This is a genomic window from Streptomyces coeruleoprunus (assembly GCF_039542925.1).
Lineage (GTDB): Bacteria > Actinomycetota > Actinomycetes > Streptomycetales > Streptomycetaceae > Streptomyces > Streptomyces coeruleoprunus.
This window is the reverse complement of record NZ_BAABIT010000001.1, coordinates 7229958-7244552: the sequence shown is the minus strand read 5'-3', so window position 1 is coordinate 7244552 and position 14595 is coordinate 7229958. Positions and strand designations below refer to the sequence as shown.

Sequence of the window (14595 nt, the reverse complement as noted above, 5' to 3'; positions counted from 1 at the left end):
GCGGCGAGTCCTGCTCCCGGAGGAGGGTCCGCCTACCGCGCCCGCAGTACTTTTCGCGGCGCCTGCGGCGCGGGCGGCAGCGCGAATCGTCCGCGTTCGGGGGACGACCGGCGGGGGGTCCGGCGGACAGGATCGGCCCAGGTCCAGTCGGAGGAGAAGAAGGAGCACCCATGTCAGTCGGATTTCTGCCGGCCGCGTCGGCGGCCGCGCACGCCTCGGTCCAGCCGGTCGCCGCCGACGTGTACACCATGAGCGCCGGGCGACTCGGGGCCGTCGTGGCCGCGCTGCTGGGACTGTTCGGCGTGGCCGTCGGCGGACTGGCCCTCGCCCGCTCCACCGGTCGTACCGGCACCTGGTACGGCGGGCGGAGCGGGGCCGTCGTGGCCCTGGTGGCGGGGCTGATCGCCATGGCCGTCGGCGGGCTCGTGGTGGCCACCGCCTCCGGTGGCCTCGGCACCGGCAACGGACTCGGCGGGGGCATCGTGGCTCTGGGAGTGGGGCTGATCGGCTCGGTTCTCGGCGGACTGGCGCTGAGGCGCTGCCGCCGCGCGGGCTGACCGCGACGGCTGCCTCGCGTTCACCCCGAGCGGCGGTCGAACGGCACGGGGCCGATGGTCACGACGCACCTCTCCCGAACGTGCCCCGCGTGACGCGCTCGGCGCCGGGGTTCCGGTCGACCGCCGTCTGCGGGGCGCGGCCCGTTCAGTCGTCCTCGTCCTGGTCCCCTTGCTTCTTCCGGTCCTCCTCGTGCTGGCTCCCTCCGTCCGTCTCCTGCGTCGGAGTGTCCTGGCGTACCGGGACAGGGGCCGCGGTCGGAGCGGAACGCGGGGATTCGCCGGCGGTGGTTGACGGGGTCCCGGGTGCTTCCGTGGCCCCGAGCGGCGGCGCTGCCGGGCTCGCGGACTGTGCCGGATCGCGGTGGGGTGTCTCGGCCGCTGTCCGATCCGGTGAGAACCACGCCATGCCCGCCAGCATGGCGGCCAGGAAGACCACGGCTCCGGCGACGCCGATGACGAGTCCGGGGCGGCGGGCGGCGACTCGACGGGCCGCGGGCGCCTGGCGGATCGGCCGGTGGGGCGCGTACGAGGCGGTGGCGGCCGGTGGCGGGGGGCTGGTCGGCGCGGGCGTCGGCGGAGCGGGCGGAGGCGTGACGGCGGGCAGGGGCTGTGCGTGCCGCTGCCAGAGTCCGGCGGCGAACCAGTCGGCGGCCTGTCGCGCGGTGGGTCTGTCCTCGGGCCGCTTGGCGAGGAGGTCGAGGAGGTAGTCCTCGAAGGCGGGCGGCAGGGCGATGCCCTGGAGCCGCGGCGGCCGGGGCGCGGCGTCGAGGTGCTGGTGGAGGATGGCGATGGCCGTGTCGGCCTGGAACGGCGCCCGTCCGGTGAGGACTTGGTAGAGCACGCACCCCAGGGAGTACACGTCCGACGGCGGCCCGGCGGGCTTGCCCAGGGCGCGTTCGGGGGCGAGGTAGAGGCTGGTGCCGACGATCTCGCCGGTGCCGGTGAGTGCGGCGGCCGGATCGTCGAGGAAGCGGGCGATCCCGAAGTCGCCGATCTTCACCGTGCCGTCGGCGTCCAGGAGCAGGTTCGCGGGCTTGATGTCGCGGTGGACGACGCCTTGTTCATGCGCGGCGGCGAGTCCGGCGGCCGCCTGGGCGGCGATGGCGGCGGCCCGCTCGGCGGGGAGCGGGCCCCGCTGCGCCAGGGCGCGTGCGAGGCTGCCGCCCTCCACCAGCTCCATCACCAGGAACAGGCGCCCCTCGTGCTCGCCGAAGTCCAGAACGCCCACGACGTGGGGGTGGTTGAGGCGGCCGGCGGTCCGGGCTTCGAGGCGGAAGCGCTGGACGGCGGTCGGGTCGGACTCCTGGGCCAGCAGGAGTTTGACGGCGACCGGTCTGCCCAGGGTCTCGTCGTACGCCCGCCAGACCTCGCCCATGGCCCCGCGTCCGACCCGGTCTTGAAGGCGGTAACGGCCCGCTGTCAGCACCTGCGTTTCATCCTCATCACCCGACGACATGACCGCTGCGGGCCGTGACGCACCCGTGGAGTGGGCAGATGGTGGGGGGTGCCGCAGCGGAACTCAGCGTACCGCCGCACACGCCTGGTTGATCACTTGGACGGCGGTGCCGGTGGCCGGGCCGGGCATGCCGCACGCGGTCCGGCGATGTCGAGCACCGCCCTGGCCGTGCAGTCCCTGTCCGAGGATTCGCCGCCGTGCCCCGCGGCATGACCTCGGCTGCGGTGCACGCGCCGCCGCGGGTGGCACCGCCCGGGACGGTCGTCGAGTACGGTGCGCGATCATGGGTCGTGTGAACCGCACCACCGAGTACGCACGCCGCGCCCGCAGGGGGTGGCTCAGCGCGACCACCGCGCGTTGACCCCTCGGACGGAGCGTGCCGCGACGCGCACCGCACGGCCCATGCGACAAGGAGGACCCCATGGACGCCGCCCCAGAAGGACGGCAGCAGCTGGACGCGGTCAGCGTCCTCAACGCGAAGCAGACCCTCCTCCAGCTCCTCGCCCGGGCGGGGGTCTACTCCGGCGACGCGGAGGAGCTGATCGGGCTGGTCGAGGCCGGTGCCCTCGCCCTGGCGCACGAGGAGGCCGGCGCGATCGGGGGGAACACGCCGGCGGAGAAGGGCGCGCTCTACGAGGCCGGCTGGCTCGACGGAGCCCAGGCCGTCACCGACGAACTCGCCGACCTCGCGGAACGAGCGCTGCGCCGTGCCGTCGCCGCCGACTCCTCGGCGCCCTCCTCGGACGTCCGCCCTCCCGTCAGGAAGATGCAGGTGGAGCGGGCCAAGGTGGCGGTCACGCCCCTCTACCTCTCGTTCACGGCCGTCTCCGACCTCGACCCCGAGGTCTCCGAGCAGGTGCTCACCGCCGTCCTCGGCACCATGACCTCCCGGCAGCGCGCCGCGTACGCCGGGAGGCTCGCGGAGTTCGCCTCGGCCAACCGGGCGCGCCTGGAACGGCTGTACGCGGAGTACGGGCCCGGCAGCAGCATCGCGATCCACGGCCGCTACTCGCTCATCCACTCCCCCACCAGCATCGCCGTACTGGAACGACTCGCCACGGAGCCGTCGGCCCTGCGGGAGGAGTGGGACGCCGCCGAACTGCCACCGGCGTGGCTGGACGGACTCACGACGGCCTGGGGCTCACCGCTCTGACGGCAACGCGGCCACGGCAGCCCTTGTCCTCCTGCGGCCGCGTGCGCCGTTCGGGGAGCCACGACCGCGGATCCGCGCAAGGAGAGCGGTCGGCTATGGTGTCGCGACACTGGACCGGACGATGGGCACGCCGGGTGGCCGCCGCCTCCGCGGTGGTGGCGGGGGCGCCGGCGGGGCTTCCCGCCGACGGGGCGGTCGCGTCGGCCGGCTCCGCCAGGGCCCAGGGGTCCCCGGAGAACGGGGCTGGCCAAGACGGCTCTGATGCCGTGATCACACCGGCCATACCAAGATCGTTTCCCTGGCGGAGCAGCTCTGAACGACGTCCCCGCGGAATCCGATGGCGCGACGCGGCGTCGCCGTCAAGAATCGGCGGATGCATGAAATAGGGCTGTCCGACGGGATCATCACGCTGTCGCCGTTGCGCCTGGACGATGTGGAGGCACATCTCACGGGGGAAGACGAGCTGCTGGTTCGCTGGCTCAACGGAGGTCCCGGCACGCGTGAGGGCGTGGAAGCGTATTTCCGGCACTGCCGGGAACAGTGGGACACCGCCGGGCCGCTTCGCGCCTTCGGCATCCGGGCGGGCGCCGACCAGGTGCTGGCAGGGACGGCCGACCTGCGGTTCACAGGAGAGGGCTTGGCCCCCGGCCAGGTGAACGTCGCCTACGGCCTCTACCCGTCCTGGAGAGGCCGTGGCCTGGCCACCCGCGCGGTCCTCCTGGCATCCCGGTACGCCGCCGCCGAGGGCGCGCAAGAGGCGGTGATTCAGGTCGATCCGGAGAATCGCGCATCCGCCGCAGTCGCGCGGCGCGCAGGATTCACTCCCAGCAAGCAACCGCGCAGCAACGACGCCACACGCTTCGACTGGTACATCCGCGACCTGCGTGAGGACCGTTCCGGCTTCCCCTGTTGAGCCAGTACCGTTGCCCTGGGTTCAGAGGTTCTTCCGCATGAGCACGCACATCGTCTCGTGGCGACGGATCGACCCGTCGGGCCCTTCCTCGTCCCAGGCATCCGGCTCACGGCCGTATGCGGCATAGCCCAGGCGCTCATACAGGGCGCGCGCCCGGGGATTGTCCTCCTCTACAGCGAGTGCGACCCTGCGCAGCCCGCGGTCCCGGATCCGTTGTTCGGCTGCTCGGACGAGCAGCGTTCCCAAGCCGCAGGACTGCAGCGCCGGCATCACGGCGAGCTGCCATAGAGTCCCGGCTCCCTCGGAGACTTGGTAGTCGATGCCGCCGATCGCCACCGGCAGGTCCGCAGGGGTGCATACGGCCAGATAGTCCACCTCGCCCGCCGCAGCGCGCGCCAGTTCCCGTTCCACGTGGCGCAGGTGGGTGTCCGAGCCCGCCCAGGTGCACGCCGGCAGGTCCTGGGGCAGGAGATCGCGCACGCCGACAGGCAAGGTGACGGCGGCATGAGCAGGGTCGTCTTCAGTCTTCACGCACCGAAGCATGCGATGGCATCCACGGCACGACAACGGATTTCTTCGGCTCGTTCCGGTGGGTCGAAGGCGGCGACCATGCCCCGATGCCGTGTGCTGACGCTTCTCGTGAGCACAGCCATCAGACCAGCAGTTGCGGGACAACCCTCGGGGATGGTGTGGTCGGCTGCCGCGCAACGGTGGCGTTCCGGCCCGCCACCGGGCTCTTGGCTACGCTGACGCCTGTGATCAAGAATGCGGGTACAGCCTCCTTGGAGTGGTGGGCCAACCACTCGACCTGCCTGGGGCTCTTCCCCGTCCGGGTGGTGGAGTGCGGTGCAGGGATCCGGGACGCGTACCCCTCGCCCGCACTCGGGGACGAAGAGGCAGAGGGCCTCCGATTCCTGGTCGACCTCAGTCCGCATTTCACCCTTCGCTTCGACGACGGTTCGACGATCGAGGTGGAGGTGACGCACAGCGGGGACCTCAATACGCTACGACTGCACCCGACTGACACGCCGTAAACGCCTCGGAGAGCAGGCCCACCGGCATCAGGTGGCGGCCCGGGCCTGAGCCATCAACCCCCGCATGGCGCACCGGTGCTGCTCCGGCTGTGCTTATGGGCAGCAGGCGCAGTCGGTCGGCAGCCGCACGCGGGGGCATCGGCCGGCGCAGGGGTTGCGGGCCTGGCGCAGCAGACCCTGCCGTGCCATGTGTCGCGGCCCTCTTCGGCGGCCACGGCGGCGATGACGAGGGCGGCGATCTCGTCGGCCTTCAGCGGGCGGCGGGTTCGGTGATCCAGCGGGCGGCGAGGAGGCCTGAGCCGGCGGTGAGGACGGCGGCGGCGATGACGGTGGCGTTCAGGCCGAGGGCGTCGGCGAGCACCCCGGCCACGAGGGCGCCCACCGCGTAGCCGAGGTCGCGCCAGAAGCGGTAGGTGCCGAGTGCGTTGACGCGCCAGGCGGGGTGGGCGTGGTCGGAGACGGAGGCGATGAGGGCGGGGTACACCATGGCGGTACCGATGCCGAGGGCGGCGGCCGACAGGATGCCGGCGAGCAACGGCGTGTCCAGCAGTGCCAGGGCCAGGACGAATCCCGCGGCCTGGAGGAGCATGCCGTGGACGATGAGGGGCTTGCGGCCGATGCGGTCGGCGAGATGGCCGGTCGGGATCTGCCCGATGCCCCACAGCAGCGGGTAGAGGCCCTTGATCAGACCGACGGCGGCCAGTCCGAGGCCGTGGTCGGTGAACAGCAGCGGGAAGACGCCCCAGGTGAGGCCGTCGTTGAGGTTGTTGACCAGGCCGGCCTGGCTGGCGCCGCGCAGGGAGCGGTGGCGCCAGGAGGTGCGGGCGAAGGTGCGGGCGAGGCCGGTGGACCGTTCGGACGCGGCCGTGGCCGGGTGCCCCGCGAGTTCGAGGGCGACATGGGCGGCGGTGTCGCGGACGACGAGGGACAGGGCGAGGCCGGACGCGACGAAGACGACGCCGATGAGCTGGGGTGCGGGGCGCAGGCCGTAGGCGGTGGCGAGGTAGCCGGTGAGCAGGGCGGTGGCGCCGAGGGCGACGTACCCGGCGGCCTCGTTCAGGCCGGTCGCGAGGCCGCGCCGGGCGGGACCGACGAGGTCGATCTTCATGTTGACGGTCATCGACCAGGTCAGCCCTTGATTGACGCCCAGGAGGACGTTGGCGGCGACGATCCAGCCCCAGGAGGGCGCCCAGGCGAGCGCGAAGGGAACGGGGACGCCGATCAGCCAGCCGGCCACCAGGAGCCGCTTGCGGCGGAAGCGGGCGGCCAGCGCGCCGGCGGCGAGGTTGGTGACCGCCTTGGTGAGGCCGAAGGCGATGATGAAGGAGAAGACCGCCAGGTCGCTGGTCAGGCCGAAGACATCGGCGCCGATGAGCGGGACGGTGGTGCGCTCCAGCCCGACCAGGGCGCCGACGCAGACGTTGACGACGACGAGCAGGGCGAACTGCGGCCAGTTCTCCCGCAGGCCGAGCCGCACCGGCCGCGGGCGCCGCTGATCGTCGACGAAGCCCACGGCGCTCCTCCTGGATCCGCTCGGAAGGTCACCACAGGACCCTCCCCGACTACGATATTCCATGGATTTATGGAGGATGAACCCCGCAGAGGCAGGGTCGCCCCTCATGGAAATGGCGCAGCCGACGGCCGTATCAGTCGTCACCCGGTCGAGCGGACGGGAGTCGCGCTCCCGCCCGCCCGAGACGCACGTACGGGAGCGTGGACCCGATCCGACCATGATCGAGGAGACCCCATGTCCGAGCCTGCCGGCCGCCCCGTTCCGGTCCCGCCCGACGAGTACGTGAAGACGCTCCCGCACCACACGGTGTTCGCGTGCCTGTACGTGCGGGACGAGCGCGACCACCCGATTCAGCTGCGCTCCGTCTACGGCGCGCGGGCGTGGCAGTTGCCCGGCGGGAACATGGAGCACGGCGAGGACCCGTGGATCGCCGCCCGGCGCGAAGCCGTCGAGGAGACTGGGCTGAAGCACTTCATGGAGCTGGAGCCCGTTCTGCTGCTGACGGTCTACCGCCACCCGGAGGGCCTGTGGCCGATGCCGACGGTCGGGTTCGTCTTCGACGGTGGGCGCCTCACGGCGGGCCGGCTGGACGCCATGCGCCTGAACCCGGACGAGCACAGCACGTGGGAGGTCCACGACTGGTCCGGCTGGGAGCGCCTGATGCCGCCGCTGGGGTTCGCCCGGCTCCGCTCCATCGAAGCCGCACGCACCGGCCGGGGACCCCGGTTCCTGGTGACCGGGCCCCCGGACCGCAGGGAGGACCCGACCGGATGACCGCCTGGTCGGAGCGGGTGCGGCAGTGAAAAGGGGCCCGGCCGGCGAGCCGATCATGCCCTCGGCCGATCCCGTGGCGGACTGACTACGAAGATCCACCTCGCAGCCGACGGTCGCTGCCGGCCGCTGGCGTTCGTCGTGACTCCCGGCCAGGCCTCTCCAGGGTGAACGTCACCCCTGCGCCCGTGGCGAGCGGCGCAGACCGCGTGGGGCGGGGATCAGCGCGTCTCGCCGGCCTCGCGCCCCGCCCACGCGATGTCGTCCGTCGCCAACCCCGGGTCACCGGCCAGCGCCGATGGAGTCACTCCGGTGAACGCCACGGCCTCCCGGTGAAGATGGGACTGGTCGGTGTAGCCGCATTCCGTCGCGACGTGGGCCGCGCTCGCGCCCGCGGTCAAACGCTGGGCGGCGTGGCGGAAGCGGACCAGTGACGCGGCGCGCTTGGGAGGCAGGCCGATCTGGGACCGGAACCGGGACCACAGGCGCTTGCGGCTCCAGCCGACCTCGGCTGCCAGGTCCTCGATCCTGACGCGGCCGCGGCTCACGAGGATCCGGTCCCAGGCCCGGACCACCTCGGGGTCCACCGGTGGCCCCGTCCCGCGGCGACGGGCGAGGAAGGCGTCCGTCAACGCGAAACGGTCCTCCCAGGACGGGGCCCCGCCCAATTGCTCCCGGATCCGTGCCGCGTCCCGGCCCCACAGGTCGTCGAGAGCGACCACGGTACGCGCCAGCTCGGCCGGGCGGACACCCAGCACGGCGTGCGTGACCAACGGGGACAGGTGCACCTCCACGCATGCGATGTTCTCGCCCCGCATGCGCATCGCAACGGGCGCGAGCCCGGCGACGAGACTTCCGCGCTGTTGCCGGCCGAGGGCGTCGCCCACGATGAGCGGACCGTCGCCGAACTCGACGACGAGGGTGAGGGCCGGGTGAGGAATCACCGGCAGGTCGACGGGGCCCGTGCCCCGATCGCGGAATCCGGCCAGGCTGACGCCGGCTGTCCGGCCGCGCTGCGGTGGCCTCCTGACCTCCCACCCGGTCACAGGCTCACGCTCACCCACGGCGGATCGCATCACCCCATGCTACGAGGAGACCGATCGGAACATTCGTACAAGACGCCGGCGCGCGCCGACGGTCACAGTGGGCTCATGAGCAGCCTCATCATCCAGAACGCCTTCCAGGCGTTCGCCAGTTATGACCCCGACCGGATCTCCGCGGTCCTCACCGAGGACGACGAATGGCTCTCGCCCCCCGGGAACGCAGTTGCCGTCGCGCTCGGGGCGACCCATCACATGGTCGGCAGGAAGGCGATCGTGCGCTTCTTCGCCGAGGGCTTCCCCCGTCTGTTCGTGCGCGACGTCGCCGTCACCTTCCACGGTTTCCAGGCCGACAGCGAGCGGGGGGTCGCCGAGGCGAGCGTGACGGCAACGCTCGCAAACGGAAACCACTACAACAACGACTACTGCTTCGTCTTCGCATTCCGGAACGAGCTGATCCACCGGGTCCGCGAGTACGTGGACACCTCCCGCGGGCACCGCATGATCTTCGGCGAGATCCCCCAGTAGCCGTCCTCACTGACGGCGAGATACCTCCCACCACACCCTCACCCGAGGTGATCCGTAGGAAACGGCCCAGGAGTTGGTTCGCTCGGCTAGCGGGTCAGCCCGGCTTTCGCAAGGACTTCGTCGAGGGTCAGCGTCGAGGCCAAGTTGTGGATCCAGGCCTGAGGCGGTGCTGCGAAGACGTCGCCCAAAGCGGCCATGAGCGCCGCGAAATCATTCCGGAAGTGCCTGTATACGGCGTCAATGTCAGCCCACTGTTCGATGATCACGAAGGTATTCGGTGCTTCGAGATCTTCGGCGATCTGGTAGCCCTCACAGCCCTCCTCAGCACGGGTCCGCGCCGCGTTGCCGCGCATCACCTCGAGCCAGTGCTCACGCCGCTCCGGCTTGATCGATGCTCTGACAACCTGGAGAACCATGCGCTGCTCCTCACATCGCCCGGCACCGCATCTTCCGGGATCGCTCAGTTTTCGTGCTCTGCCCAGTAGACCGCCCCGGGCAACCGGCCACCTGTCGTTGTACGCCGCTCGTGTCAGGCGCGTGGCGCCGCGCCGCAGGAGGGCCGCCTGAATCCGCGCGAGCCGCAGCCCCCTGCGGCAGGCCGTCGACGGGCTGACCTGCGAGGTCGCGCCGGGGAGCATGCGCGGGCCGCCGGCCTCGGCGCCAGTTATCGGCCGGGGCGGCCGGGGTACTCGGTGGAAGGCCGATGACGTCGTGCGCAAGCCCACGGGCACTGATGCGGTGGAGCAGAGCCGCCTCATGCGCGGGGCGTCCGAGCAGCCGGACGTGAGCAAGGAGGAGGGCCGCGGAGAGGGGCCGCCCGTGTGGCCGCACGGCCGGGCAGGCCGTGGTGGTCCGAGGCGGGCTCAGTGCGTCGCGCCTCCCGTACGGCACCGCAACGAGGGAAGTGGACCATGGCACACACCACCGTTCCCGACATCATGAAAGCCATCAAGAGCGCCGATTTCCCGGCCTCCAAGGAGGATCTCGTCGAGGCCGCCCGCCGGTCCGGTGCCTCCGAGGAAGTCGTCAAGGCGCTGCGGGGCATCCCGCCCGAGCAGTACACGAACCGCGACGACGTGGCCCACTCCGTACGCGTCGACGTGGACAGTGACCAGGACACGAACCGGTCCCGCAGGGCCGAACAGGCCCGTCAGGGCGGCAAGCCCGGCCTGGCCCAGGGCCTGCGCGACGTCCCCAAGCCTCCGATCCAGGAGGAACTCGACCAGTAGTGGCGCCCTGCCCGGACGACGCCGCTCATGTGCCGCGCGCCCACCGCGCGACGCCCGCCGCCGCGCCCGCGAGGACCGCGGCGGCGGTGAGCCGGCGCATCGCCGTGCGGCGGCGGCCGCCCCACCCGCCGTGCGCGGCGCCCTGCCCGGGCGCCGGGACGTGCAGATTGCCCTGGCCCGCCGGTGCGGGTTCCTTGTGCGACAGGTGCTTCTTGTCCACGTGCCGGGCCATCATCCGCTCCACCACGCCCGGCATCACGCGCGACTGCAGAATCAGGGACCGGCCCATCGGCCCCACGACGACTTCACGCCGGGGCACCCGCACCAGGTCCGTGATGGCACAGGCCACTCGCTCGGGGCTGTAGACGGGAGGCATGGGCAGGATCTTGCGTCCCGTGTAGTTGGCGGCGTGTTCGAACAGCGGCGTGTCGATCGTGGCCGGCAGGACCGTGCACACGTGGATGTTGTCCGCCCGGTCCAGCAGCAGTTCCTGGCGCAGGCTCGCGCTGAGCGCCCGGATGGCGTACTTCGACATGCCGTAGGCGTGGGCGTACGGCTGGCTGAGTACGCCGACGACCGACGAGACGTTGATCAGCGTGCCGCTGCCCTGTTCGCGCATGGTTCGAAGGGCGGCGCGGGCGCCGTGCACGTAGCCCATGACGTTGACGTCCATGACCCTGCGGAAGTCCGCCAGGGGCACTTCCTCGAAGGGGCCGAAGAGCGTCACGGCCGCGGAGTTGACCCATACGTCGATCCGGCCGAAGCGCTGCACCGTCCGCCGGGCGAGGTCGTCCACGGCCGCGGCGTCCGTCACGTCGGTCGGCACGACGAGGGCCTCGGCGCCCCGGTGACGTTCGCACTCCCGCCTGACCGCCTCCAGCGCCTCGGCGCGACGCGCCGCCAGCACCACGGGACAGCCCTTGCGGGCGAAGGCGACGGCGGTGGCACGTCCGATGCCGCTGGACGCACCGGTGATCACGACGACGGAATCACGCACGCGCATGAGGAACCCTTCTCCACCCCCCGTGGGATGAGCCACTCAACCACCGGACGCCCCTCTGCACCGCTCGGCGGGTGCCCTCGGGGGGTTTCCTTACGCCGCGCGGGTGGCCGGTGCCGCGGGCGTCCTCGCGCATGCCGCTGGTCGGCGACGCGCCACCGGCCGACGACGAGGGGTTCTCCTCCTCAGGTCCGCACGTCGAAGCCGCCGCGGCCGTCGAACCGCACTTCCCGCACCGTGTCGAACCCGTCGTCCGGCGACGGCTTGCGCAGCCGCTTCATCGTGGCCAGGACCCCGATGTCGGGCACGCGGTCGCGGCCCTCGCGGAGGGCGTTGCGCCGCAGCGAGCCCGTGACGTCGGGCGGGAACCAGTACGCCGTCACCGTCGCGCCGTACGCGTGCGCCAGCTCCAGCAGCGGGCCCCATTCCTCGGGCGACGGGTTGGTGTTGTCGACCGCCACGGACCGGCCGGCGGCGACGGCGTCCTCCACCAGCCGCATCTGCCGCCGCTGCTTGTTACGGGCGCCTCGCGGGAACAGGTCCTTGCTGACCAGCCCGTACCGCTCCGACAGGCACTGCTCGTAGAACGTCGACTTCCCCGACGCCTGCAGCCCGACGAGCACGGCCACGTCCGCTCCTGCCGCCATACCGCCACGATGACACGCGAAGGTGCCGGGCGGCACTACCGGGGCGTCAGCACGCAGAACTCACGGCCGTCGGGATCGGCCATGGCCACCCGGCCGTCCTCACCCCGCCCCCCGTCGAGGCGCGTCGCGCCGAGGGAGACGAGACGGTCGATCTCGGCCTGCTGATCACCGTGGGCGGTCGGAGCGAGCTCGAAACGCAGCCGCTCCTTCCCGGTCTTCGGCATCAGGGGCGGACCGCCCCAGGTGACCTTCGGACCGCCGTGCGGTGAGCGGATCGCGGTCTCCTGGTCCTGGTCCCAGACCAGCGGCCAGCCCAGCGCCTTGTTCCAGAAGTAGCCGACCTCCTGCGAGCCGTCGCACGCGAGCGCTCCGACGAAGCCGCAGTCGGCGAGGAAGGTGTTGTCCGGCTCGATGACGCAGAACTCGTTGCCCTCGGGGTCCGCGAGCACCACATGGCCCTCCTCCGGGCGTTGGCCGATGTCGATGTGCCGGCCCCCGAGTTCGAGTGCCCTCGCCACCGTCCGCTGCTGGTCCTCCAGGGACATGCTCGTCAGATCGAAGTGCATGTGGTTCGGGCCGCTCTTCTGCTCCTGCGTGGGGAGGAAGCGGATCCGGAACCCCGTGTCGTCGCTCGGCAGCAGCGCGATGCCGTCCTGGGGGTCGTCGATCAGCTCCCAGCCCAGGACGCCGGCCCAGAAGCGCGCGAGACGGCGCGGCTCGTTCGCGTCGAAGCAGAGCGCGAAAAGGTGACAGGTCATTCCGCTCGGCACTTCCCATCCACTGGCTCGACGCCGCAAGCGGGCACGTCCTCCGCGCCCATGGAGCAGCAAAGCTAGGCACCCCTGGGCCCGTCACGCAAAGCGTTATTCCTCGCGGCACCTGCGGCTTGCTCGCCATTCGGGGGCGAGGACCGCCCAGACCTGCTTGTCGTGGCGGGTGCCGCCGAAGGGCCAGGACTGGCGCCGTACGCCTTCGAGTGTCATGCCGAGCCGCTTGGCCACCGCGGAGCTTCGCTCGTTGTCGGCCCGGCAGTGCCACTCGGCGCGGTGCAGCCCCCGTTCGGTGAGGGCCCAGTCCAGCAGGGCGCCGCAGGCCTCCGTCACCAGGCCGTGCCCCTCGGCCGCCGGCTCCAGCCAGCAGCCGACCTCGCAGGAACCGGAAGCGGCGTCGAAGGCCGTGAACATCACGCCGCCGACCAGCGTGCCGTCGAGCCAGATGCCGTAGAGGCGGGCACCGTCCGCCGCCTGGCGCTCGGCGTACCGGCGCAGTGTGCCGCGCGCCCCGTCGACGTCGTCCGTGACGAACCCCTGGCCCACCCATGGACGGATGTGCTCGCGAGCCCGGTCCAGGTGCACGGCGAACTCCGCGGCATGCCATGTCTCGAGCGGACGGAGGCGAGCGTCGTCCCGCAGGGGCAGGGAGAACATGAGGACCCCTCATTCACACAACAAGCGTTATGGATATGTACGGTAGCAGCATGCCACGCACCAAGGGAGACCACGAGGCCCGCCGTCGTGACGTCTCGGAGGCGGTCTGGCGGGTGTTGGCCGCGCACGGGTTCGGCGGGCTGACGCTGCGCGCCGTCGCCGCCGAACTCGGCGCCACCACCGGCCTGCTCACCCACTACTTCCCCGCCAAGCGCGACCTGGTCGCGTACGCCCTGGACCTGCTCGCGGAGCGCACGGCCGCCCGCCCCCGGCCTTCCGGCGGGCACGGCCTGGCAGCCCTGCGGACCGCCTTGCTCGGCGTCCTGCCGCTGACCGCCGAGGCGGCCGCGAGCAACCGGATCTGGGTGTCCTCCTGGGACACCGCGCTCAGCGACCCGGAGTCGAGCGACGACTACGCCGGCAAGTACGCGCAGAGCCGCGCCAAGCTGCGCGACCTGGTCGCCGCCGCCCAACAGCTCGGCGAGCTGCCGGCCGGCGACCCCGAGCGCATCGCGGCCGGCGCCCAGTCCTTCGTGCTCGGCCTCACGGTGCAGGCGCTGTTCGCGCCCACGGCGTTCCCTCCCCGGCGGCAGGTTGAACTCCTCGACGACTACCTGGCGTCGCTCGCTTCCCGGTCCGTGGCCACGCCCCCGCCCCCGTCCCGTGGCGACGAGGCGGTCTCCCCTTGATGACGCGCGCGCCACGCGGACTTCGCCCGCTCTTGTCCTACTAGTGGCGTGTCCGCGTCAGTTCGCTGTGGCAACGCGGTGGAGCTGACCAGACTGGTGCCGCAGCGTCCGCTTCCAGGGAGGTTTCTCCATGAAGAAGTTCAACCGGCTGTGCGTCACCCTCTCCGTCACCGCGCTGTTGGCGGCCGGCGCCGGCGCCGCCGTCGCGGCTCCCGCCGCTCCGGGACACCACGTCCGAGGCGGCCATATCCTGAGCGAGGCCGGCCCCGCGGCCGACGCCCGCTTCACCAAGGGCACCACCATCTGCAGGAACCAGGCGCTCACCTCCGGCAACGGCAGGGCGGTGCTGCGCGTGCAGGAGGACGGCAACTTCGTCCTCTACAAGGACGGCCGCCCGGTGTGGCAGGCGCCCGGCGCCTGGTCCAGGGGCAACTGCGCCGTCTTCCAGGAGGACGGCAACTTCGTTCTCTACGACGCCGGCAACGACCCCGTCTGGCACTCCAGCACCTGGCACCGGGGAGAGACCCTCGCCGTCCAGGACGACGGCAACGTGGTCATCTACGACCAGGACGACCGCCCGGTCTGGGCCACGGACACCGGGGACTGACAGCGGCCCCGGTCCGTCCGCGCCCGCTCGC

General features: G+C 71.9%; 18 protein-coding genes and 1 pseudogene. 10 read left to right on the top strand and 9 right to left on the bottom strand.

The window, feature by feature from the left end:
• Window positions 1-170 precede the first annotated feature (170 nt).
• Entirely contained in the window at window positions 171-557 is a 387-nt protein-coding gene (locus tag ABEB09_RS32410; protein WP_345693481.1) for a DUF6223 family protein, read from the top strand.
• 145 nt (window positions 558-702) lie between these two features.
• Here the strand turns inward: ABEB09_RS32410 and ABEB09_RS32405 are convergent, their stop codons facing one another.
• On the bottom strand, window positions 703-1932 hold the full coding sequence (locus ABEB09_RS32405) for a serine/threonine-protein kinase (protein WP_345693480.1): 1230 nt from the start codon (window positions 1930-1932) through the stop codon (window positions 703-705).
• 502 nt (window positions 1933-2434) lie between these two features.
• Between ABEB09_RS32405 and ABEB09_RS32400 the strand changes: the two genes are divergently transcribed.
• Complete coding sequence (locus tag ABEB09_RS32400) at window positions 2435-3166, top strand: hypothetical protein (RefSeq protein ID WP_345693479.1); 732 nt, start codon at window positions 2435-2437, stop codon at window positions 3164-3166.
• A gap of 373 nt (window positions 3167-3539) precedes the next feature.
• Window positions 3540-4079, top strand: a complete 540-nt coding sequence (locus ABEB09_RS32395; protein WP_345693478.1) for a GNAT family N-acetyltransferase — start codon at window positions 3540-3542, stop codon at window positions 4077-4079.
• 21 nt (window positions 4080-4100) lie between these two features.
• Here the strand turns inward: ABEB09_RS32395 and ABEB09_RS32390 are convergent, their stop codons facing one another.
• The gene (locus tag ABEB09_RS32390) at window positions 4101-4622 is read right to left on the bottom strand and encodes a GNAT family N-acetyltransferase (protein WP_345693477.1); all 522 of its coding nucleotides are present in this window, start codon (window positions 4620-4622) and stop codon (window positions 4101-4103) included.
• A 212-nt stretch (window positions 4623-4834) separates the two neighbouring features.
• On the opposite strand from ABEB09_RS32390, the gene ABEB09_RS32385 reads away from it, so the two are divergent.
• Window positions 4835-5113, top strand: coding sequence for a hypothetical protein (locus ABEB09_RS32385; protein ID WP_345693476.1), 279 nt, complete (start codon window positions 4835-4837; stop codon window positions 5111-5113).
• A 250-nt stretch (window positions 5114-5363) separates the two neighbouring features.
• On the opposite strand, the gene ABEB09_RS32380 is transcribed toward ABEB09_RS32385, so the two are convergent.
• Window positions 5364-6626, bottom strand: coding sequence for an MFS transporter (locus ABEB09_RS32380; RefSeq protein WP_345693475.1), 1263 nt, complete (start codon window positions 6624-6626; stop codon window positions 5364-5366).
• 234 nt (window positions 6627-6860) lie between these two features.
• On the opposite strand from ABEB09_RS32380, the gene ABEB09_RS32375 reads away from it, so the two are divergent.
• Both ABEB09_RS32375 and ABEB09_RS32370 read left to right on the top strand, forming a co-directional pair.
• Entirely contained in the window at window positions 6861-7400 is a 540-nt protein-coding gene (locus tag ABEB09_RS32375; RefSeq protein ID WP_345693474.1) for an NUDIX domain-containing protein, read from the top strand.
• A 51-nt stretch (window positions 7401-7451) separates the two neighbouring features.
• Window positions 7452-7556: pseudogene (locus tag ABEB09_RS32370) on the top strand (IS5/IS1182 family transposase); the annotation flags it as partial.
• A 62-nt stretch (window positions 7557-7618) separates the two neighbouring features.
• On the opposite strand, the gene ABEB09_RS32365 reads toward ABEB09_RS32370, so the two are convergent.
• Window positions 7619-8473, bottom strand: a complete 855-nt coding sequence (locus ABEB09_RS32365; protein WP_345693473.1) for a helix-turn-helix domain-containing protein — start codon at window positions 8471-8473, stop codon at window positions 7619-7621.
• Window positions 8474-8548: 75 nt separating this feature from the next.
• Here ABEB09_RS32365 and ABEB09_RS32360 point away from each other — a divergent pair, with 75 nt between their 5' ends.
• Window positions 8549-8965: a nuclear transport factor 2 family protein gene (locus tag ABEB09_RS32360; RefSeq protein ID WP_345693472.1), complete on the top strand. Its 417-nt coding sequence runs from the start codon at window positions 8549-8551 to the stop codon at window positions 8963-8965.
• A gap of 86 nt (window positions 8966-9051) precedes the next feature.
• Here ABEB09_RS32360 and ABEB09_RS32355 read toward each other — a convergent pair whose 3' ends face one another.
• Complete coding sequence (locus ABEB09_RS32355) at window positions 9052-9381, bottom strand: putative quinol monooxygenase (RefSeq protein WP_345693471.1); 330 nt, start codon at window positions 9379-9381, stop codon at window positions 9052-9054.
• A 495-nt stretch (window positions 9382-9876) separates the two neighbouring features.
• Here ABEB09_RS32355 and ABEB09_RS32350 point away from each other — a divergent pair, with 495 nt between their 5' ends.
• A complete protein-coding gene (locus ABEB09_RS32350) occupies window positions 9877-10194 on the top strand; it encodes a DUF2795 domain-containing protein (RefSeq protein WP_345693470.1) in 318 nt (105 codons plus the stop codon).
• 25 nt (window positions 10195-10219) lie between these two features.
• On the opposite strand, the gene ABEB09_RS32345 is transcribed toward ABEB09_RS32350, so the two are convergent.
• From ABEB09_RS32345 to ABEB09_RS32330, 4 genes are all read right to left on the bottom strand, one after another.
• Window positions 10220-11197: an SDR family oxidoreductase gene (locus tag ABEB09_RS32345; RefSeq protein WP_345693469.1), complete on the bottom strand. Its 978-nt coding sequence runs from the start codon at window positions 11195-11197 to the stop codon at window positions 10220-10222.
• A 182-nt stretch (window positions 11198-11379) separates the two neighbouring features.
• Window positions 11380-11841, bottom strand: coding sequence for an AAA family ATPase (locus ABEB09_RS32340; RefSeq protein WP_345693468.1), 462 nt, complete (start codon window positions 11839-11841; stop codon window positions 11380-11382).
• Window positions 11842-11876: 35 nt separating this feature from the next.
• On the bottom strand, window positions 11877-12599 hold the full coding sequence (locus ABEB09_RS32335; RefSeq protein WP_345693467.1) for a VOC family protein: 723 nt from the start codon (window positions 12597-12599) through the stop codon (window positions 11877-11879).
• 105 nt (window positions 12600-12704) lie between these two features.
• A complete protein-coding gene (locus ABEB09_RS32330) occupies window positions 12705-13268 on the bottom strand; it encodes a GNAT family N-acetyltransferase (RefSeq protein ID WP_345693466.1) in 564 nt (187 codons plus the stop codon).
• 50 nt (window positions 13269-13318) lie between these two features.
• Here ABEB09_RS32330 and ABEB09_RS32325 point away from each other — a divergent pair, with 50 nt between their 5' ends.
• Both ABEB09_RS32325 and ABEB09_RS32320 read left to right on the top strand, forming a co-directional pair.
• A complete protein-coding gene (locus ABEB09_RS32325; RefSeq protein ID WP_345693465.1) occupies window positions 13319-13957 on the top strand; it encodes a TetR/AcrR family transcriptional regulator in 639 nt (212 codons plus the stop codon).
• A 130-nt stretch (window positions 13958-14087) separates the two neighbouring features.
• A complete protein-coding gene (locus ABEB09_RS32320; protein WP_345693464.1) occupies window positions 14088-14564 on the top strand; it encodes a hypothetical protein in 477 nt (158 codons plus the stop codon).
• The last annotated feature ends 31 nt before the right edge of the window (window positions 14565-14595 follow it).

Excerpts from the sequence above, each read along its gene's own strand:
- ABEB09_RS32410 (WP_345693481.1), top strand. The coding sequence starts at position 171 with ATGTCAGTCGGATTTCTGCCGGCCGCGTCGGCGGCCGCGCACGCCTCG.
- ABEB09_RS32405 (WP_345693480.1), bottom strand. The coding sequence starts at position 1,932 with ATGGGCGAGGTCTGGCGGGCGTACGACGAGACCCTGGGCAGACCGGTC.
- ABEB09_RS32400 (WP_345693479.1), top strand. The coding sequence starts at position 2,435 with ATGGACGCCGCCCCAGAAGGACGGCAGCAGCTGGACGCGGTCAGCGTC.
- ABEB09_RS32395 (WP_345693478.1), top strand. The coding sequence starts at position 3,540 with ATGCATGAAATAGGGCTGTCCGACGGGATCATCACGCTGTCGCCGTTG.
- ABEB09_RS32390 (WP_345693477.1), bottom strand. The coding sequence starts at position 4,622 with ATGCTTCGGTGCGTGAAGACTGAAGACGACCCTGCTCATGCCGCCGTC.
- ABEB09_RS32375 (WP_345693474.1), top strand. The coding sequence starts at position 6,861 with ATGTCCGAGCCTGCCGGCCGCCCCGTTCCGGTCCCGCCCGACGAGTAC.
- ABEB09_RS32365 (WP_345693473.1), bottom strand. The coding sequence starts at position 8,473 with ATGCGATCCGCCGTGGGTGAGCGTGAGCCTGTGACCGGGTGGGAGGTC.
- ABEB09_RS32360 (WP_345693472.1), top strand. The coding sequence starts at position 8,549 with ATGAGCAGCCTCATCATCCAGAACGCCTTCCAGGCGTTCGCCAGTTAT.
- ABEB09_RS32355 (WP_345693471.1), bottom strand. The coding sequence starts at position 9,381 with ATGGTTCTCCAGGTTGTCAGAGCATCGATCAAGCCGGAGCGGCGTGAG.
- ABEB09_RS32350 (WP_345693470.1), top strand. The coding sequence starts at position 9,877 with ATGGCACACACCACCGTTCCCGACATCATGAAAGCCATCAAGAGCGCC.
- ABEB09_RS32345 (WP_345693469.1), bottom strand. The coding sequence starts at position 11,197 with ATGCGCGTGCGTGATTCCGTCGTCGTGATCACCGGTGCGTCCAGCGGC.
- ABEB09_RS32340 (WP_345693468.1), bottom strand. The coding sequence starts at position 11,841 with ATGGCGGCAGGAGCGGACGTGGCCGTGCTCGTCGGGCTGCAGGCGTCG.
- ABEB09_RS32335 (WP_345693467.1), bottom strand. The coding sequence starts at position 12,599 with ATGACCTGTCACCTTTTCGCGCTCTGCTTCGACGCGAACGAGCCGCGC.
- ABEB09_RS32330 (WP_345693466.1), bottom strand. The coding sequence starts at position 13,268 with ATGTTCTCCCTGCCCCTGCGGGACGACGCTCGCCTCCGTCCGCTCGAG.
- ABEB09_RS32325 (WP_345693465.1), top strand. The coding sequence starts at position 13,319 with ATGCCACGCACCAAGGGAGACCACGAGGCCCGCCGTCGTGACGTCTCG.
- ABEB09_RS32320 (WP_345693464.1), top strand. The coding sequence starts at position 14,088 with ATGAAGAAGTTCAACCGGCTGTGCGTCACCCTCTCCGTCACCGCGCTG.